The following is a 17,863-nucleotide window of genomic DNA, read 5'->3' on the forward strand; positions in this document are numbered from 1 at the left end:
AACGCCCGCCTGTTATCCCATACGCAAAAGAGCCCGGCAGTGTTTCAGCCGGGCTCTTCGTGGCCGTCGAGGCCTAGTGCAGGATCTGCGACAGGAACAGCTTCGTGCGCTCGTGGCGCGGGTGGTCGAAGAACTCGGCCGGCGTGTTCTGCTCGACGATCTGGCCCTGGTCCATGAAGATCACCCGGTTGGCGACCTTGCGGGCGAAGCCCATCTCGTGGGTGACGCACAGCATGGTCATGCCTTCCTCGGCAAGACCAACCATCGTCTCCAGCACTTCCTTGATCATCTCCGGATCGAGCGCCGAGGTCGGCTCATCGAACAGCATGATGCGCGGGTTCATGCACAGCGAGCGGGCAATCGCCACACGCTGCTGCTGGCCGCCGGAAAGCTGGCCGGGATATTTGTTGGCCTGTTCCGGAATCTTGACGCGCTTGAGGAAATGCATGGCGATTTCCTCGGCCTGCTTCTTCGGCGTCTTGCGCACCCAGATCGGCGCCAGCGTGCAGTTCTCCAGGATGGTCAGATGCGGAAACAGGTTGAAGTGCTGGAACACCATGCCGACCTCGCGGCGCACCTCGTCGATCTTCTTGAGATCGTTGGTCAATTCCTTGCCGTCGACAATGATCTTGCCCTTCTGGTGCTCCTCCAGGCGATTGATGCAGCGGATCATCGTCGATTTGCCGGAGCCGGAGGGGCCGCAGATGACGATGCGCTCGCCGCGCATCACTTTCAGGTTGATGTCCTTCAGCACATGGAACTCGCCATACCATTTGTGCATGGCGATGATGTCGATGGCGACATCGGTGGTGGAAATCTGCATCTTGGCGGCGTTGACCTTGATCTCTTCGGCGCTGACGGCATTTTCGGTGGCCATGACAGGGGGTCCCCTTGTTCTTTTGTTTAACGTTTGTGGCCGGTGTCGAGCCGGCGTTCGGTGTACATTGAATAGCGCGACATGCCGAAGCAGAACAGCCAGAAGACGAAGGCCGCGAAGATCAGGCCGGACCTCGCCGTCTGCGCGGTTGCCCAGTTTGCATCGGAAAAATTCTGTTTGACGATGCCGAGCAGGTCGAACATCGAAATGATGATGACCAGACTGGTGTCCTTGAACATGCCGATGAAGGTGTTGACGATGCCCGGAATGACCAGTTTCAGCGCCTGCGGCATGACGATGAAATACATTTTCTGCCAATAGCCGAGACCGAGCGAATCGGCACCTTCATACTGGCCCTTGGGAATCGCCTGCAGGCCGCCGCGCACCACTTCGGCCATATAGGCGGCGGCAAACAGCGACACACCGATCAAAGCGCGCAGGAACTTGTCGAACGAGACACCCTCCGGCAGGAACAGCGGCAGCATGACGCTGGCAAAGAACAGCACGGTGATCAGCGGGATGCCGCGCACCGTCTCGATGAAGACGACGCACAGCGTCTTGATGATCGGCATCTTGGAACGGCGGCCGAGCGCCAGCACGATGCCGAGCGGCAGCGACACGGCAATGCCGACGAAAGACAGGCTGAGCGTTACCAAGAGCCCGCCCCACAGCGAGGTCTCGACATGCGGCAGGCCGAACATGCCGCCGACCAGCAGGACGAAGGAGACGACCGGCAGCACGAAGAACAGCAGAACCGCATTCAGCCCTTTGCGCGGCACTTTCGGGATAAGCATCGGCACCAGCAGTGCCACGAACAGTATGGCGACCAAAATCGGCCGCCAGCGCTCCTCGATGGGATAGCGTCCGACCATGAACTGGCCGAATTTGGCGTTGACGAAAGCCCAGCAGGCGCCGGTCCAGCCATCCGGCTGGATGCCGCCTTGCGCCACCGTGGCGCATACGGTCCGGTCCGGTCCGGTCCACACGGCGTTGATGAACGCCCAATTGATGATTTGCGGCAGGATCATCGCCACCAGGGCGATGCCGACGATGGTCAAAATGGTGTCGCCGGCAGAAGCGATCAGGTTCTTGCGCACCCATGCGCCGAGGCCGGTGACGCTGGCGGGCGCCGGCTGCGCCAGCACCATTTCGGTTCGCACCCAGGACATATCATGTTCTTGCATGTCCTTACCTCACCTCTCCACCAGCGCCATCTTGGCGTTGAACCAGTTCATCACAAGCGAGGTCAGGAGGCTGATGGCCAGATAGATCACCATCATGATCACCACGCCTTCGACGGCCTGGCCGGTCTGGTTTAGCACCGTCCCGGCGGTCGCCGTCAGGTCCGGATAGCCGATGGCGATAGCCAGCGACGAGTTCTTGGTCAGGTTGAGATACTGGCTGGTCAGCGGCGGAATGACGATGCGCATGGCCTGCGGCACGACGACCAGCCGCAGGATCGATCCGGACCGCAAGCCCAACGCACCGGCGGCTTCCGTCTGGCCCGCGCTGACACCCCTGATGCCGGCGCGCACGATCTCGGCGATGAAGGCGGCGGTATAGCAGGACAGCGCCAGATAAAGCGACAGGAACTCCGGCCGGACCTGAAAGCCGCCGGCCAGGTTGAAAGTCGACTGCTTCGGGTAGTCGAAGCTCAGGGGAAAGCCGCTCAGCGCATAGGCGAGCAGCGGAAGCCCGACGATCAGCGCGGTGGACGTCCAAAACACTGGAAATTGCTGGCCGGTCGCCATCTGCCGTTGCCGCGCCCTGCGCGCGACGAACCACGCCATGGCGATGCCGACGAGCAGGGCGACGAAGATCAGCCATGAGCCGTCGCCCCACACGGCGCGTGGAAAATAGAAACCGCGCTGGTTGAGGAAGGAGCCGAACGGCAAACCGATGCTGTCGCGTGGCGCCGGCAGCACGGCCAGCACGCCGGAATACCAGAAGAAGATGACCAGCAGCGGCGGGATGTTGCGGAAAACCTCGACATAGACCGTGCAGATCTTCCTGATCAGCCAGTTCTGCGAGAGCCGGCCGATGCCGATGACGAAGCCAATGATTGTCGCGGTGATGATGCCGACGATGGCGACGATCAAGGTATTGATGAGGCCGACCAGAATCGCGCGGCCATAGGTCGAATCCGATGAATAGGCGATCGCGCTCTCGCTGATGTCGAAGCCGGCGCGGCCCTTGAGGAAGCCGAAGCCTGAAGCGATGCGCAGCCGCGTCAGGTTGTCGATGACGTTGTGGGCAATCCACCAGACGCCCGCCACCAGCAGCACGACGACCAGCACCTGGAAGAATATGCCCCGGATTTTCGGATCGTTGATGAAGGAACCGCGGCTGGGCTCCTCGCGAAGTACGTCCTGCGATGCCATTCGACCGTCCCCTGGAAAGAGAAACCGGGAGGCAGATGATCTGCCTCCCGGATCACATTTCGATCAGCGGATCGGCGGCGCGTATTGCAGGCCGCCTTTGGTCCACAGCGCGTTGATGCCGCGCGCGATCTTCAGCGGGCTGCCCGAGCCGACATTGCGCTCGAACATTTCGCCATAATTGCCGACTGCCTTGACGATGTTGACCACCCAGTCATTGGAGACGCCGAGATCGGTACCGATCTTGGTATCGGCTTCCTGGCCGAGCACGCGCTTGATCTCGGGGCTGGCCGAGTTCTTCATCTCATCGACATTGGCCTTGGTGATGCCGAGCTCTTCAGCCTGCAGCAGCGCGAAATAGGTCCACTTGACGATGTGGTACCACTGGTCGTCGCCCTGGCGAACGGCCGGTCCGAGCGGCTCCTTGGAGATGATCTCGGGCAGCACGACATGGTCGGCCGGCGCTCCCAGCGTCAGGCGGATGCCATAGAGGCCCGACTGATCGGTGGTGTAGACGTCGCAGCGGCCGGCATCATAGGCGGCGTTGACCTCTTCCAGCTTTTCGAAGACGACGGGATTGTACTCCATCTTGTTGGCCTTGAAGTAGTCGGCGAGGTTCAGCTCGGTGGTGGTGCCGCTCTGCACGCAGACGGCGGCGCCCGAAAGCTGCAATGCCGAATTGACGCCCGGCAGCTTCTTGGCGTTGATCATGAAACCCTGGCCGTCATAGTAGGTGACGCCGATGAAATTCAGGCCAAGCGCCGTATCGCGGTTGATGGTCCAGGTGGTGTTGCGCGAGAGGATGTCGATCTCGCCCGACTGCAGCGCGGTGAACCGCTCCTTGGCGCTGAGCGGCGTGAACTTGACCTTGGAGCCGTCACCAAAGACGGCGGCCGCGACAGCGCGGCAGAAATCCGCATCGATGCCTTGCCAGTCACCCTTGTCGTCCGGCGCCGAAAAGCCGGCCAGGCCGGTGGAGACGCCGCACTGGATGAAGCCCTTCGCCTTGACGGTGTCGAGCGTGGCCGCCGACGCGGCGGACGCCATCAATCCAAGCGTGGCGGCGCCTAGAATGCCGATAGCAATATGTTTCATGACCCACAGACCCTTTTCTCTGTTTTTCAGGAGTAAATCCTGATTTTTTCTCCCGTGTGAACGCGGCTCCCATCCCGGCCCATCCCGGAACCCCGCATCGTAACCGACGCGCCGCCTCCCGTTCACAAATGTCATCGAAGGCGATAATTCCTGTGAGGTCAAGGAAAATGACCGAAACCCAAAGAGTTTGAAAACCGATTGCCGCAAATGCCCGATTTACAGACAAACACGCCCGCGATTTAGCCAGCAGGGCTAATAAAGGCGGCAAATCTCATGCAACGCCAACGCCGGGCCAATACGGGCTGCGGCAGCGAAATCCATCCCGGGCAATACCTCGTCGTTGTTGACCTCCCCGTGCGACGAACTACCAGGTTCCAAGATTGTCATCTGACGATTTACTGACGGCTGCATACCAATACAGACCGCCGACGAAGACTGCTCTCAAAAGGCTTGAAAGACGATCCAGGTCCCGACGGCGGCCATCAACGCGCCTGAAACGCGCGGAATCAGCTGCCCGGTCGGCACCGTCTTCTCCAGCAGAACAAGGATGGCGATGCCGGCGATCCACAGCACGTTCATGACGCCACCGACGAACAACAGAGCCATCAGCGCCCAGCAACACCCCAAGCAATAAGCGCCGTGATCCATGCCGAGCCGAAGCGCGCCGAGCGGAGCGGAACGGAATCCGCCATGGCTGGCCAGGAACGCGATCGGTGCCTGACATTGGCGCAGGCAGACGCCCTTCATCGGCGTCCATTGATAGAGACCGGCGGCGATCAGGACGAGGCCGCCGAGGATCGCGCTGACGGTCGCCATCAAGGGATCGAGCAAGGCTACACGGGCGAGAAGCCATTGCGCACCGGTCGCCAGGAGGCTGAAGACGACCCAGACGGCGAGATAGCCGGCAAAAAACCATCCCGTCGAAGCGATGGGCCGGCCATCCGCCCGCGCCTTGCGGCCGACACCGGCATAGAGCAGCAACATCGGCGCGACCGAAGGCGTCATCATGCCAACCATCATCACTGCCCACATCGTGAAGGTGAAAGCGAAATCGCCCATCGCCCAGGCCCGGAAGCCGGGCGCCATGGCGGCGCCCATATCCATGCCGCCCATATCCATGCCGGCCATGTCGTCGCCTCCGCCGTCCGGCAAAGGGGAGCCGGGCATGACCATGGTGGCGGCGAGCCACAGCACATAGGCCCAGGCGAGCACGGCAATCACGACGAGCGCGACCGTCACGACCGCGCGATCGCGCCTCAGCACCGCCTCGAGGGCCGTATCGCCCATTGGATCAGGTCAATGCACGATGCCGCTCTGCGTGAGATGCAGATTGGCGAAATGGCTGTGCGTATCGGCCAGCTCGAACTTGATCGGGCCCGTCGCCTTGGTCCAGCCGCGCCCGACCTCGGCGATCGCGTATTCGAAGCCGTGCGGCAAGTCGATGCGCGCCTGGTGCGCGGCGCCGGTGACCGGATTCCGGATCGGCTCGCCGCGACCGTCGGTTATACCCTCGACATGCAGCTGACTGGTTCGCGCGTCGACGTCGATCTTGAATTCGATCGGCGCGAAGATCGGATCGTGGAATTTCTCCAGCGTGGTCGAAAAGACCTGAAATATCGTTGCACCTGGCTCGGTGTCCAGACCGCCCAATATGCGAAGCAGCGCGCCACGTTGGGCTTCCGTCGCCCTCTCGTCGATGACCACCGCGGCTTCGCCCCCGCCCTGGTGTATGGCGCCGGGCCAGCTGAAAATCCCGACGAACCGCAACCCGTCGAGCTTGGTGTCGCCGTGATGGCCGCTCTCGATTTCCATGCCGGCGACTGCCTGGCAGAATCCGTATGTCGGCATGGCGTTGAACTGGCACGGGCAGCCATAGGCGCAGTTGCAGTTGATGAATTCGCTCGCCTTCATGGCCCATTTGACGTCCGGCATGGCATTCCTCCCTTGCCGCGCTCACGCTTCGTGAGCGCGATCCGGATCGTGGAGGACCAGAAGTCAACCGGCAGCAACCAGCCGGCAGCATCTGATCGAAGCAATCCGGCGATTAATATTAGCCGACAATCATATACCATTCACCGCCGCCCACAATAGACCGATCGGCGGGGACAAGGGCTCCGAACACAGGTCAACAAAAGACCTGACGACAACCAGTTCGGCGGCGGCAGCAGCTTTTTGTGCCGGTAGCTTTTGTGCCTGTCGCTTTTCTTGATAGGAATTTTTTCTTGACTCCCTGCCCTCAGCTATGGTACATATTCGTCCATGGTGCTGGTTTGCGCCGATAACCCGCCGCACAGGCGGGTTTTTCGTTTAATACTCCGTCCCCGCATCGCTGTTTTTGCCGCGACGAATTGGCATATTCGAAGTCCGCCTCCTGGCGGGCGGTGGCTGTTGCACGGTCCATAGCGCCGCACTATGGCTAGCGGCTTATCAAACAAGGCGACGCAGATGGCGAAAGACGGCAGCGAGCACGGCGGGATGGGCATCAACACGCGGCTTGCCCATTCGGGCAACAATCCGCACGACTATTTCGGCTTCGTCAATCCGCCGGTGGTGCATGCTTCGACCGTGCTTTTCCGCGACGCGGCTTCGATGGCGGCGCGAACCCAGAAATACACTTACGGCACGCGCGGCACACCGACGACCGATGCGCTTGCCCATGCCATAGACGCGCTGGAAGGCTCGGCAGGCACGATCCTGGTGCCGTCGGGCCTTGCGGCGGTGACGGTGCCGCTGCTCGCCTTCGTCTCGGCCGGCGACCATCTGCTGATCGTCGATACCGTCTATCATCCAACCCGCAATTTCGCCGACACGATGCTGAAGCGGCTGGGCGTCGAGGTCGAGTATTACGCCCCCGATGTCGGCGCCGGCATCGCGGCGTTGATCAAGCCCAACACCAAGGTGGTGTTCACGGAATCGCCGGCCTCCAACACGTTCGAGGTGCAGGACATCCCGGCCATCGTCAAGGCGGCGCACGCCGCGGGCGCCATCGTCATGATGGACAACACCTGGGCGACGCCACTCTATTTCCGCCCGCTCGACCACGGTGTCGACATATCTATCCATGCCGCGACCAAATACCCGGCCGGCCATTCCGACGTGCTGCTTGGCACGGTGTCGGCCAATGAGAGTTGCTGGACGCACCTCTACGAAAGCTTCTGCACGCTTGGCTGTTGCGCCGGGCCCGACGACGTCTACCAGGTGCTGCGTGGCCTGCGCAGCATGGGCGTGCGCCTCGAACACCATCAGCGCAGTACGCTTGCCATCGCCTCCTGGCTCGAGGGCCAGAAGGGCGTGGCGCGCGTGCTCCACCCGGCCCTGCCCAGCCATCCGGATCACGCTCTGTGGAAGCGCGACTTTTCCGGCTCGAGCGGCATCTTTTCCATCGTTCTTGCCGGTGGCGGCCAGAAGCAGCAGCACGCCTTCCTCGACGCGCTGCGGATCTTCGGCCTCGGTTATTCCTGGGGCGGCTATGAGAGCCTTGCCGTACCGGTCTGGCTCGGCGACCGCGCCGTTGCAAAAGCCCCCTATGAGGGTCCGTTGATCCGCCTGCAGATCGGCCTCGAGGATGTCGACGACCTGAAGGCCGATATTTCGCGCGGCCTGACCGCCGCAGCAGCGGCCTAAAGCGTGTCGCGCCTGAAGATTTTCAGGCGACCCGCTTCAGGTTTTGTTTTTGTGCATGTCGTTCTCCCAAAACCGAGGTCACTTTTGGGCGACATGCACTAGCGGAATTCTATTCCCTAAAATTGCGATTTCGCGGATCAGTTTGGCTTTCAAATTCAACGATGCCGCGTCATTGCGGTGCAATCAGCACATTTTCGACGTCCCCTGGAATACCGGCAGAGTTTTCGACCCCATGGCTTTCCGCCTTTTTGTTCCCATTCTTGCCGGCGCGACGCTGCGTGAGCGTCTCGTAGCCTGTATCGGCGCAACGATCGGCATTGCACTCACCGGCGTGATCGCCAGCCTTGTGCTCGGCAACGGCCCGCATGTGCCGCTGCTGGTGGCGCCGATGGGGGCGTCGGCGGTGCTCCTGTTCGCCGTGCCCGCCAGTCCGCTGGCACAGCCATGGTCAATCATCGGCGGCAACACGATATCGGCGCTGGTCGGCGTGATCGTGGCGCATTTCATCCACGAAACCGCCCTTGCCAGCGGCATCGCGGTGGCACTGGCCATCGCCGCCATGTCGTTCACGCGCTGCCTGCATCCGCCGGGCGGAGCGGCCGCGCTGACCGCGGTGCTGGGAGGGCCTGCCGTCATCAGCGCCGGCTTCCTGTTTCCATTCGTGCCGGTGGCGCTGAACTCGATCCTGCTGGTGGCGCTCGGCTACGGCTTCCACAGGCTGGCCCGGCGCAATTATCCGCATGTACCGGTTGCAGCGCCGGCGAACAGCCACGGCACCGGCGATCCGCCGGCGCAGCTGCGCGTGGGCTTCCGGTCCGAAGACATCGATGCCGCGCTTGGCGCACTCGACGAGACGTTCGATATCGATCGCAACGATCTCGACCGGCTGCTGCGGCAGGTCGAATTGCAGGCGATGGTGCGCGCGCACAAGACGCTTCTGTGCGAGGACATCATGTCGCGCGATGTGATCTCGGTCGATACTCACACCTCCACCGAGGCAGCGCGCCAATTGCTGCTTGACCACAACATCCGGACCCTGCCGGTCGTCAATGCGGAAGCCAGGCTGGCAGGCACCGTGGGGTTGCGCGAACTCACCCAGGCCTCCGGGACAGTCGGATCCGTCATATCACCCGCGGCAACAGCCGCCGCAGGTTTTGCCGCCATGGGTCTGCTGCCGGTGCTCACCGACGGCCGCAGCCATGCGGTCATCATCGTCGACGACGACAAACGGATTCTCGGGCTGATCACCCAGACCGATCTGTTGGCGGCCACGGCGCGCCTGCAGGCTGCCTGACAAGCCTTCACTCGCGCGGTAGGGTACCGCCGCCAGGCCCCGCGAAAAGTCTTCGGGAACCTTTTGCCGGCGACAGCGTCCAATCTCTCAATCGAGGTCCGGTCCGGAGATTGGGTTGAGGAAACTGGCCATGCCTGCTGTCTTGACGGCCGTGCCTTCCGCTGTGCCAGGCGAGATGCAGCTTGTGCGCCGCGCCTTGGCGCGCGACGGCGATGCCTTCCGCACCATCATCAAGACACACAATCAGCGGCTCTACCGGATCGCGCGCGGCGTCGTGCGCAATGACAGCGAGGCCGAGGACATCGTGCAGGAGGCCTACGTCAAGGCTTTCGCCCATCTCGATGCGTTTCGCGGCGACTCCTCGCTCGCCACATGGCTGTCGCGCATCGTCATCAACGAGGCGCTTGGCCGCCTGCGCAACAGGCGCAGAACGGTGGCACTGCCGGAAAATCCGCAAGCCGAGATCATCCGGTTCCCTCTCAACCCCAGCGACGATCCGGAACGGACGATGGCGCAAAGGCAGATCCTCCAACTGGTCGAACAGGCCACCGACAGCCTTCCCGACGTCTACCGGACGGTGTTCGTGGCGCGGGTGATCGAGGGGCTGAGCATCGAGGAGACCGCCGATCTCCTCGGCGTGCGGCCGCAAACCGTCAAGACGAGGCTGCACCGCGCGCGCGCCCTCGTGCGCAAGGCGCTGGACGACCAGATCGGACCGGTGCTGCTCGATGCCTTCCCCTTCGCGGGCCGGCGTTGCGAACGACTGACCAGCGCCGTGATGCGGCGGCTCGGGCTGGAAAGCTGACCCTCACCGGATTTCAGTTCATTTCAGCGGGAACGTTTGCCGCTGACCAGCATCCAATGAACGTCAACCGAAAAACACAGTCCGGCGCGATTTCAGCGTCCGGACGAAGGAGATGCCATGTCTATCCGACACACTGCCGCGCTCGCCGCCCTGTTGCTGCTTGGCACTGCCCCATTCGCACAAGCCGCCGACAAGCCAACCGATCCGCAGATCGCCCACATCGCCTACACGGCCGGGGTCATCGACGTCGAAGCGGCCAAGCTGGCGATCGAGAAATCGAAGAACAAGGAGGTTGTCGATTTCGCCAAGGACATGGTCCGGGATCACGAGGCTGTAAATGTTCAGGCGCTCGACCTGGTGAAGAAGCTCAAGGTCACGCCGGAAGACAACGCCACCAGCCAGGCGCTGACCAAAGCTGCGGCGGAGGAGCGGGCCAAGCTTGCCAAACTCGACGGCGCTGCCTTCGACAAGGCCTATGTCGACAATGAGGTCGCCTACCACAAGCAGGTCAACGGCGCGCTCGAAACCCTTTTGATCCCGTCGGCGCAGAATGCCGAACTGAAGAGCCTGCTGGAAACCGGCCTGAAGATTTTCCAGGGCCATGAGCAGCACGCCGAGCACGTCGCCGGCATGCTCAAGTAAGGGCCCGGAGCATGCCGAAACGCCATCTGTGGATTGCGTTGGCGCTGGCCGTCGGTACCGTTCCGGCGCGAGCAGAAACCATCCAGGTCATCATCGACAGGCTGGTGTTCTCGCCAGCCACCGTCGAGGCCAAGGTCGGCGACACGATCGAGTGGGTGAACAAGGATGTGTTCGCCCACACGGCCACCGTGAAAGGCGGCTGGGAAGTGATGATCCCGCCGAAGAAATCCGCAAGCCTGACATTGAAGGCCGCGGGACCGGTCGACTATTTCTGCCGCTTTCACCCCAACATGAAAGGCCGTCTCGACGTGACGCCATGATGGTTTGGAACCGGCGGCGAAGCGATCGCTTTGCCGCCGGTTGTTCCAAGCGTCAGTCCCGGATCGCTCAGCCCTGTGCAAGCAGCCACTCGATCATCTGCGCTGCCTGGGCGGGCGGGCGGTCCGGCGCCAGGATAGAGAGGCTGAGGCCGGTCGGAACGCGCTGCGGGAACGGCGCCACGAGCGAACCGGCGGCGATAGCGCGCGCGACCAGAGCCTCATGCCCCATCAGAACGCCGGCGCCGTCGACGGCCGCCTGCAGCGCCATGCTGTAGAGCGAGAATTCGGAACCGGACTCGATCGACGGACCTTTCAGCCCGGCAGCCTCGAACCACAGGCTCCAGTCGCCGGTCCAGGTCGTGTCCCAAAGCAGAAGCTGCGATGACAGATCAGCCGGCGTTTTCAGCTGCCTGGCGAGCGCCGGCGCGCAGACCGGAAAGATCACGTCGTCGCAGAGCTTGAACGCGCGGCTGCCCCCTGGTGCGTGCCTGGTCAAGAAGATTGCGAGGTCAAAGGGTTCACGCCTGAAATCCGGCGGCTCCTCCAGCGCATGGATGGACGGGCGAAGGGCGGGAAGCGCAGCGCGAAGCGCCGGCAGACACGGAGCCAGCCACAGCTGGGCAATCGACGGCAGCGCGGCAATGCTCACCTGCGGCCTTGGCGCCCAGATGCGCAGTTCCTGGACGGCAAGGCCCATGGAGTCGAACGCCGTGGAGAAGGCCGGCAGCGCCGCGCGCCCAGCCTCGGTCAGATGCAGCCCCTGGGCATGGCGCACGAACAGCGACGAGCCCAGCCACGCCTCCAGCGCCTTGACCTGATACGATACGGCCGCCGGGGTAACGCCAAGTTCATCGGCGGCCTTGGCAAAGCTCTCCTGGCGAGCGGCAGCTTCAAAGGCGCGCAAGGTGTTGAGAGGCGGCATTCGAGGTCGCGGCGGATTTACGGCCATCGTCCGACGTTTCCGGATGGCGTAGGGGGGGGGGGGCCCGCCCCCCCCCCCCCCCCCCCCCCCCGGCAGGTCAGATGGCTGGGAAGCCGGGATGGCGCGCCGGCGGCTCCTGTCCGAAAAAGTCCTTGAAGGCGGCATCGTAGAGTGCGTTTTCGTGGCCGAACATGGCGATGGTGAAGGTCGAGTTGACGAAGGTCAGCCAGTCAAGGTCGCCTTGCCGGAGTGCCGCGCCATAAAGCATGCTCAGCCAGCTCTTGCCGGCGTCGAAATATCTGTCCGGATTGCGCGAGGCGAGCCAGCGCACCGTGGACAGATCGACGGCAGCGGCGTCGACGCGTTTCGATTCCAGTGCCTGCAGCACGTTGGCCTGGGTATCGATCTGCATAACCTGGCACTCGGGCAGCACCGAATGCACCTGCGCCTCGGCATCGACATTCTGCAGGATGGAGACGCGTGTCGCCGAGCCGCCGGCAAGCAGCTTGTCGAAGGTCTTGTTCTCGGCGGTCGGAAGGCTCAGCAGGGCGACGCCCTCGACGTAGTAAGGCCGGGAAAAATTGACCAGCTGCGAGCGCTGGGCGCTCATCGTCATGAACTGAATGGTGATGTCGACCTTGTTGGTGGTGACGTTGGGGATGCGCTGTGCCGGATCCTGCATCACGAACTCGACCTTGGTCGGATCGTCGAAAAGGCCCTTGGCAAGAATGCGCCCCATGGTGATGTCCATGCCGACGAGTTCGCCGGCATCGTTCTCGAAGTGCCACGGCGCATTGGTGCTGCCGGTGCCGACGATCAGCTTGCCGCGATCGAGCACGGTGCGCAGCAGGCTGTCGGGTGCTGCCTGGGCAGCGGCCTTTTGGGCATCGACGGTTACCGCCGCACCCACGACGCCGGCCGCGGCCAGTCCCGCCATTCCCAATTTCAGAAAATCACGTCTTCCGGATGTGTCGTTCACGGCGACCTCCTTTCGTTTGTGTTCCCCTTGCACAGGCAATACACGCGTCAGTGACGTCGAAGCGATTGTCTCTTACAAGAGACGCATGTATCCTGTACAGGACAGATACTAACACCGGGAATCAACAATGCAAGATGGCAATACCTCGGCACTTTCAGCCGGCGAGAAGATTTCGGGCTCCCGTGAAAAGGGGCTCAACCGGGTGCTCGAGATTCTGGAGTTTCTTCACACGACCCAGCGCGCGATCGGCATTGGCGACCTTGCCAAGGGCGTGAACGCGCCCCGCTCGACGACCTATACGCTGGTGCGGTCGCTGGTCGATGCGGGACTGCTGGAAATGGAAGGCGACGGCAATCGCGTCTATTTCGGCAAGAAGCTCTATCTCTACGGAATGGACTATGTGCGGGGCAACGACCTGTTGAGGCGGGGGCGCCAGGAGGTCGACAATCTGTCGCGCGAGACCGGCGAGACTTCCGAACTGTGCATGCTGCAGAGCGGCCGCTATACGATCGTCCATGCGAGTCCCGGCACCAGACCGTTCCGCATCAGTTCCGCCACCGGCTTGCAGATACCGCTGCCCTGGACAGCCTCGGGGCGGCTGCTTCTGGCGGGGCTGGAGAAGGCTGAGATCGAAGACATGGTGTCAAACGACGATCTCGTGCTGCCCGACGGGCGCAAACTGCGGCTTGACGATTTCGTCGCCGACATAGCAAAAGCGCAGGTCACCGGCCATTGCGTCACTTCGGGCCTTGTCGATGCCTATACGAAGTGCCTTGCCGCACCGGTGTTTTCAGCGCCGGGCAAGGTCGAGGCGACGATGTGCCTGGTGGTCCCCATCGATACGTCCGAGGAGCGGACCGGCGAACTCATCGGCCTGCTGCGTGATCGTGCCGCAAAGCTTTCGATCGCCGGGTAGCGCGCGGGCGAGCGAATGCCAACTCACGCAATGATGTCGGGAATGATCTTGTCTTCCAGTGCCATCAGCCGATCCTTGAGGAACAGCTTCTTCTTCTTCATGCGCTGGATCTGCAGCGGATCGCAGGCCATGGCGATCATCGCGTTGATGGCGGCATCGAAATCGGCGTGTTCCTGCTTCAGGCGGGAAATTTCGAGGCGAATATCGGCCTGTTCCTGATCGGACATTCTCTACCGTCTGCACGTCTGCGGCGCCCAAAGCTGGGCCTGATTGGGCGGGGCCGGGTGTTTTGTCACCGGCGTGCAGCCCATATCACATTTCACAGTGTCGTGGAATGCTACCACGGATCATTCGACATCGCCCGCGGAAGGTGACACACTGTCACCGTGCCGTCACAGAAGCGAACCTGCGGTGGACGCGCCGTGACGGTTGCAATCGAGGAAAACCATGAAAGGGAGAACCAATCATGTCTCTTGCATCCCATCTTGATGAGTTGCAGCGGAAACACGGCGACATCGAACGTGAAATCGATGACGCGATGAATCATCCATCGGTCGACGACCTCGAAATCGTGAATCTCAAGCGACGCAAGCTGGCACTCAAGGACGAGATTGAAAAACTAAGAGGCAAACCGACCACGCATTGATACCCTCCTGACATAGCCGCCCAATATCCGCGGCCTCTTTTCCCGGCGGCACCACGCCGCCGGTGTGGAGGGTTTTGATTTCCAGCACCGGTCTGTCAGCCGAAGCTGGACTTGCACAGGCTCAATTTCCGCTTCGGCCGTCGCCCGTTTCGCCAGATCATCGATTGTTTCCTGGCCTCTGGTGGCGGACCGATTCCGGCCAGTGGCGACCTGTCGCCATTGACAAGCCATCTTTGCTCCTCCACCTCATGCCCGGACCTCAGCGCATCGGCCCGGGGCGTCGTTGTGCGTCCATGCAGGACACAAGATGCTCCAGAGACAAAAGGCTGCCGGCATGACCGGATATTTTTCCTCTCCTTTTCCCCGCCGTACGTCGGTCGGCGTCGATGTCGGCGGCGTGATCGTCGGCGGCGGCGCGCCTGTCGTCGTCCAATCGATGACCAACACCGACACGGCCGATATCGACCAGACCGTTGCGCAGGTCGCAGCCCTGCACCGGGCCGGGTCGGAGATCGTGCGCATCACCGTCGATCGCGACGAGAGCGCCGCCGCCGTGCCGCGCATTCATGAGCGGCTTCAGCGGCTGGGTATCCACGTGCCGCTGGTCGGCGATTTCCACTATATCGGCCACAAGCTTTTGGCCGATCATCCGGCCTGCGCCGAGGCGCTGGCCAAATACCGCATCAATCCGGGCAATGTCGGCTTCAAGGACAAGAAGGACCGCCAGTTCGCCGATATCGTCGAGATGGCGATCAAGCATGACAAGCCGGTACGCATCGGTGTCAACTGGGGCTCGCTCGACCAGGAGCTTTTGACCCGGCTGATGGACGACAACCAGGACAAGGGTTTCCCGCTGACGGCCCAGGAGGTGATGCGCGAGGCGATCGTGCAGTCGGCGATCCTGTCGGCCGAGATGGCGGAAGAGATCGGCCTTGGCCGCGAGAAAATCATCCTGTCGGCCAAGGTCAGCGGCGTGCAGGACCTGATCGCCGTCTATACCGAGCTCGCCACCCGCTCCAACCACGCGCTGCATCTCGGCCTGACCGAAGCCGGCATGGGCTCGAAGGGCATCGTCGCTTCGTCGGCCGCCATGGGCATCCTGCTCCAGCAAGGCATCGGCGACACCATCCGCATCTCGCTGACACCGGAGCCGAATGGCGACCGCACGCGCGAGGTGCAGGTGTCGCAGGAATTGCTGCAGACCATGGGGTTCAGGCAGTTCGTGCCGATCGTCGCCGCTTGCCCCGGCTGCGGCCGCACGACCTCGACCGTGTTCCAGGAACTTGCCCAGAACATCCAGGCGGATCTCAGGAAGAATATGCCGGTGTGGCGCGACAAATATCCCGGCGTCGAGAACCTCAAGGTCGCGGTGATGGGTTGCATCGTCAACGGCCCGGGCGAGTCCAAGCATGCCGACATCGGCATTTCGCTGCCCGGCACCGGCGAGACGCCGACCGCGCCTGTCTTCGTCGACGGCAAGAAGGCGGCGACGCTGCGCGGGCCGTCGATCGCCGCGGATTTCGAGAAAATGGTCGCCGACTATATCGAACAGCGGTTCGGTCGCGGCGGCAAGGCCGCGGCAGAGTAAGTCAAATGCAGCGTTTCCTATGGGCGACGCTGATCCTGCTGTACGGGCTGACCTGGTCGGCCCTTGTGCAGGCCGATCCGCCGCAATCCGCTAAGCAGCGGCTGATCGACAAAGTCTGCAATCTGATCCAGGCGCATGCCGACCAGAACGGCCTGTCCAGGGATTTCTTCGCCCGGCTGATCTGGAAGGAAAGCCGTTTCGATCCCAACGCCGTCAGTCCGGTCGGCGCCGAAGGCATTGCCCAGTTCATGCCGGGCACCGCCAAGATGCGCGGGCTTGCCAATTCCTTCGACATCAACCAGGCGATTCCGGCTTCGGCTAGATATCTCGCCGAAATGAAAACCGGCTACGGCAATCTCGGCCTGGCCGCCGCCGCCTACAATGCCGGCGAGAGCCGGGTGTCGCGCTGGCTCAGCTCCGGGGGGTTCCTGCCAATGGAGACCGAAAGCTATGTCTTAGACATCATGGGCGAACCAGCCGACAAGTTCACGGACCGGGCCTATGCTGGAAAAGTCGAGCCGCTCGACGCAAAGACGGATTTTGCCGTCGCTTGCCGAAAACTGCCGGTGATCATGTCGCGGACGGTGGCCATGGCTTCGATCAACATAAAGCCATGGGGCATCCAGGTGGCCGGCAATTTTCGCCGCAGTGCCGCGATCAACCAGTGGCTCAGGGTAAGGAGCCGGTTCCCGGCCCTGCTCAACGGGCATGATCCGGTGGTCAGCCGGGTGCGCACGCCGATCGGCCGGCGCGGCATCTACGCGGTCAGGATCGGTGTCGACCGCCGCGCCGATGCCAACGTTATTTGCCAGAAATTGCAAAGTGTCGGTGGGGCGTGCGTGGTGGTGCGCAACCGGTAATTTGGCCGCTGCCGGCGCGATGTTCTGTCTGAGAAAGGCATTTATAAGCGACAGCCGGAACGTCGCATCCAGCAAAGATTTCAGCTATAGCGGCCGCCATCTTTACTGGGCGGCGGCCCTGTCTTTGACGAGCAGCATGGGTCTCAACATGTTCGATGGATACATTATCTGCGGCACGCCGAGGACCGGAAGCACGCTGCTGTGCAAGCTTCTGGCATCCACGAAGACGACTGGCGATCCGCACTCATTCTATCGGCGGCAGGATGTGCTGGAGTGGGCTGAAGAGTGGAAGCTGCCCGATCGCGACACGATGAGTGAGCTCGACTTCAATGTCGCCTATCTCAACGCGGCGATCGCTGCGGGCAAGGGTGGAACCGGCCTCTTCGGCCTTCGCTTGATGCGCGAAAATCTGGATGAGCTTTCGACGATCCTCGACCGGATTTTCCCGAAACTGCCGTCGGACAGAGCGCGGTTCGAAAGAGCATTCGGCAATGTTCTCTACATACACCTCTCGCGGGAGGACAAGCTCGCGCAGGCTGTCTCCCTGATCAAGGCAGAGCAGACCGGTCTTTGGCATATCGCTCCCGACGGCACCGAGATCGAAAGGGTCGCGCCGCCGAAAGAGCCTCAATATGATTTCGAGCGGATCAAACGAGAGGTCACGGAACTCGAGACCTATGACGCGGCCTGGAACATTTGGTTCGCAGAGCAAGGCATATCCCCGCTGCGTGTCGGCTATGAGCGCCTTTCAGGCAATCCGGCCGCGACATTGCTAGGCATCTGCGAAGCCCTGAGGGTCCGAGCGCCTGACGAGGAGGATGTAAGCCCCGGCGTTGCAAAGCTTGCTGACGCGACAAGCCTCGACTGGATGCGCCGCTATCGTCTGGAGGCAGCAGCCGTCTGACGCATCCCATGGA

The 17,863-nt window shown here is 62.3% G+C and carries 19 protein-coding genes; 10 read left to right on the top strand and 9 right to left on the bottom strand.

Annotation, left to right across the window (positions count from 1 at the left end):
- Positions 1–73 precede the first annotated feature (73 nt).
- From NKH95_RS00620 to NKH95_RS00645, 6 genes are all read right to left on the bottom strand, one after another.
- Entirely contained in the window at positions 74–823 is a 750-nt protein-coding gene (locus tag NKH95_RS00620; RefSeq protein ID WP_031213892.1) for an amino acid ABC transporter ATP-binding protein, read from the bottom strand.
- Between the two features lie 80 nt (positions 824–903).
- Positions 904–2,061, bottom strand: a complete 1,158-nt coding sequence (locus NKH95_RS00625) for an amino acid ABC transporter permease (protein ID WP_127289116.1) — start codon at positions 2,059–2,061, stop codon at positions 904–906.
- 9 nt (positions 2,062–2,070) lie between these two features.
- The gene (locus NKH95_RS00630) at positions 2,071–3,258 is read right to left on the bottom strand and encodes an amino acid ABC transporter permease (RefSeq protein WP_128305379.1); all 1,188 of its coding nucleotides are present in this window, start codon (positions 3,256–3,258) and stop codon (positions 2,071–2,073) included.
- Positions 3,259–3,321: 63 nt separating this feature from the next.
- Complete coding sequence (locus NKH95_RS00635; RefSeq protein WP_023814120.1) at positions 3,322–4,350, bottom strand: amino acid ABC transporter substrate-binding protein; 1,029 nt, start codon at positions 4,348–4,350, stop codon at positions 3,322–3,324.
- A 441-nt stretch (positions 4,351–4,791) separates the two neighbouring features.
- Complete coding sequence (locus NKH95_RS00640; protein WP_352752947.1) at positions 4,792–5,637, bottom strand: DUF2182 domain-containing protein; 846 nt, start codon at positions 5,635–5,637, stop codon at positions 4,792–4,794.
- Positions 5,638–5,646: 9 nt separating this feature from the next.
- Positions 5,647–6,282: a DUF1326 domain-containing protein gene (locus NKH95_RS00645; RefSeq protein WP_023814117.1), complete on the bottom strand. Its 636-nt coding sequence runs from the start codon at positions 6,280–6,282 to the stop codon at positions 5,647–5,649.
- Positions 6,283–6,795: 513 nt separating this feature from the next.
- Here NKH95_RS00645 and NKH95_RS00650 point away from each other — a divergent pair.
- The 5 genes from NKH95_RS00650 to NKH95_RS00670 all read left to right on the top strand — a co-directional run bounded on the left by NKH95_RS00650 (position 6,796) and on the right by NKH95_RS00670 (position 11,035).
- Positions 6,796–7,974: a cystathionine beta-lyase gene (locus NKH95_RS00650; protein ID WP_352752945.1), complete on the top strand. Its 1,179-nt coding sequence runs from the start codon at positions 6,796–6,798 to the stop codon at positions 7,972–7,974.
- A 232-nt stretch (positions 7,975–8,206) separates the two neighbouring features.
- Entirely contained in the window at positions 8,207–9,268 is a 1,062-nt protein-coding gene (locus NKH95_RS00655; RefSeq protein ID WP_023814115.1) for an HPP family protein, read from the top strand.
- Positions 9,269–9,398: 130 nt separating this feature from the next.
- Complete coding sequence (locus NKH95_RS00660; RefSeq protein WP_023814114.1) at positions 9,399–10,073, top strand: RNA polymerase sigma factor; 675 nt, start codon at positions 9,399–9,401, stop codon at positions 10,071–10,073.
- A gap of 117 nt (positions 10,074–10,190) precedes the next feature.
- A complete protein-coding gene (locus NKH95_RS00665) occupies positions 10,191–10,715 on the top strand; it encodes a DUF4142 domain-containing protein (protein WP_023814113.1) in 525 nt (174 codons plus the stop codon).
- Between the two features lie 11 nt (positions 10,716–10,726).
- Positions 10,727–11,035, top strand: coding sequence for a cupredoxin domain-containing protein (locus tag NKH95_RS00670; protein ID WP_023814112.1), 309 nt, complete (start codon positions 10,727–10,729; stop codon positions 11,033–11,035).
- A 67-nt stretch (positions 11,036–11,102) separates the two neighbouring features.
- Here NKH95_RS00670 and NKH95_RS00675 read toward each other — a convergent pair whose 3' ends face one another.
- Positions 11,103–11,957: a LysR substrate-binding domain-containing protein gene (locus tag NKH95_RS00675; RefSeq protein WP_023814111.1), complete on the bottom strand. Its 855-nt coding sequence runs from the start codon at positions 11,955–11,957 to the stop codon at positions 11,103–11,105.
- 97 nt (positions 11,958–12,054) lie between these two features.
- Positions 12,055–12,936, bottom strand: coding sequence for a transporter substrate-binding protein (locus NKH95_RS00680; RefSeq protein ID WP_128305966.1), 882 nt, complete (start codon positions 12,934–12,936; stop codon positions 12,055–12,057).
- Between the two features lie 127 nt (positions 12,937–13,063).
- On the opposite strand from NKH95_RS00680, the gene NKH95_RS00685 reads away from it, so the two are divergent.
- Positions 13,064–13,852 (top strand): IclR family transcriptional regulator, encoded by a 789-nt coding sequence (locus NKH95_RS00685; protein ID WP_352442017.1) that lies wholly within the window; start codon positions 13,064–13,066, stop codon positions 13,850–13,852.
- A 23-nt stretch (positions 13,853–13,875) separates the two neighbouring features.
- Here the strand turns inward: NKH95_RS00685 and NKH95_RS00690 are convergent, their stop codons facing one another.
- A complete protein-coding gene (locus NKH95_RS00690) occupies positions 13,876–14,079 on the bottom strand; it encodes a YdcH family protein (RefSeq protein WP_352890564.1) in 204 nt (67 codons plus the stop codon).
- A gap of 239 nt (positions 14,080–14,318) precedes the next feature.
- Here NKH95_RS00690 and NKH95_RS00695 point away from each other — a divergent pair, with 239 nt between their 5' ends.
- From NKH95_RS00695 to NKH95_RS00710, 4 genes are all read left to right on the top strand, one after another.
- On the top strand, positions 14,319–14,498 hold the full coding sequence (locus NKH95_RS00695; RefSeq protein WP_013529217.1) for a YdcH family protein: 180 nt from the start codon (positions 14,319–14,321) through the stop codon (positions 14,496–14,498).
- Positions 14,499–14,832: 334 nt separating this feature from the next.
- Positions 14,833–16,086: a flavodoxin-dependent (E)-4-hydroxy-3-methylbut-2-enyl-diphosphate synthase gene (gene ispG / locus NKH95_RS00700; protein ID WP_023810940.1), complete on the top strand. Its 1,254-nt coding sequence runs from the start codon at positions 14,833–14,835 to the stop codon at positions 16,084–16,086.
- Between the two features lie 5 nt (positions 16,087–16,091).
- Complete coding sequence (locus NKH95_RS00705; protein ID WP_023810941.1) at positions 16,092–16,946, top strand: lytic transglycosylase domain-containing protein; 855 nt, start codon at positions 16,092–16,094, stop codon at positions 16,944–16,946.
- A gap of 1 nt (position 16,947) precedes the next feature.
- Positions 16,948–17,850 carry a Stf0 family sulfotransferase gene (locus NKH95_RS00710; protein ID WP_245273206.1) on the top strand — a complete coding sequence of 301 codons (903 nt, stop codon included), beginning with the start codon at positions 16,948–16,950 and terminating at the stop codon, positions 17,848–17,850.
- The last annotated feature ends 13 nt before the right edge of the window (positions 17,851–17,863 follow it).

Origin of the sequence: Mesorhizobium sp. M0848 (genome assembly GCF_040319805.1) — a bacterium.
Classification (GTDB): Bacteria; Pseudomonadota; Alphaproteobacteria; order Rhizobiales; family Rhizobiaceae; genus Mesorhizobium.

Bases quoted from the DNA above. Each gene is read 5' to 3' on its own strand.
- NKH95_RS00620 (WP_031213892.1), bottom strand. From the start codon at position 823: ATGCAGATTTCCACCACCGATGTCGCCATCGACATCATCGCCATGCAC.
- NKH95_RS00625 (WP_127289116.1), bottom strand. From the start codon at position 2,061: ATGCAAGAACATGATATGTCCTGGGTGCGAACCGAAATGGTGCTGGCG.
- NKH95_RS00630 (WP_128305379.1), bottom strand. From the start codon at position 3,258: ATGGCATCGCAGGACGTACTTCGCGAGGAGCCCAGCCGCGGTTCCTTC.
- NKH95_RS00635 (WP_023814120.1), bottom strand. From the start codon at position 4,350: ATGAAACATATTGCTATCGGCATTCTAGGCGCCGCCACGCTTGGATTG.
- NKH95_RS00640 (WP_352752947.1), bottom strand. From the start codon at position 5,637: ATGGGCGATACGGCCCTCGAGGCGGTGCTGAGGCGCGATCGCGCGGTC.
- NKH95_RS00645 (WP_023814117.1), bottom strand. From the start codon at position 6,282: ATGCCGGACGTCAAATGGGCCATGAAGGCGAGCGAATTCATCAACTGC.
- NKH95_RS00650 (WP_352752945.1), top strand. From the start codon at position 6,796: ATGGCGAAAGACGGCAGCGAGCACGGCGGGATGGGCATCAACACGCGG.
- NKH95_RS00655 (WP_023814115.1), top strand. From the start codon at position 8,207: ATGGCTTTCCGCCTTTTTGTTCCCATTCTTGCCGGCGCGACGCTGCGT.
- NKH95_RS00660 (WP_023814114.1), top strand. From the start codon at position 9,399: ATGCCTGCTGTCTTGACGGCCGTGCCTTCCGCTGTGCCAGGCGAGATG.
- NKH95_RS00665 (WP_023814113.1), top strand. From the start codon at position 10,191: ATGTCTATCCGACACACTGCCGCGCTCGCCGCCCTGTTGCTGCTTGGC.
- NKH95_RS00670 (WP_023814112.1), top strand. From the start codon at position 10,727: ATGCCGAAACGCCATCTGTGGATTGCGTTGGCGCTGGCCGTCGGTACC.
- NKH95_RS00675 (WP_023814111.1), bottom strand. From the start codon at position 11,957: ATGCCGCCTCTCAACACCTTGCGCGCCTTTGAAGCTGCCGCTCGCCAG.
- NKH95_RS00685 (WP_352442017.1), top strand. From the start codon at position 13,064: ATGCAAGATGGCAATACCTCGGCACTTTCAGCCGGCGAGAAGATTTCG.
- NKH95_RS00690 (WP_352890564.1), bottom strand. From the start codon at position 14,079: ATGTCCGATCAGGAACAGGCCGATATTCGCCTCGAAATTTCCCGCCTG.
- NKH95_RS00695 (WP_013529217.1), top strand. From the start codon at position 14,319: ATGTCTCTTGCATCCCATCTTGATGAGTTGCAGCGGAAACACGGCGAC.
- ispG (WP_023810940.1), top strand. From the start codon at position 14,833: ATGACCGGATATTTTTCCTCTCCTTTTCCCCGCCGTACGTCGGTCGGC.
- NKH95_RS00705 (WP_023810941.1), top strand. From the start codon at position 16,092: ATGCAGCGTTTCCTATGGGCGACGCTGATCCTGCTGTACGGGCTGACC.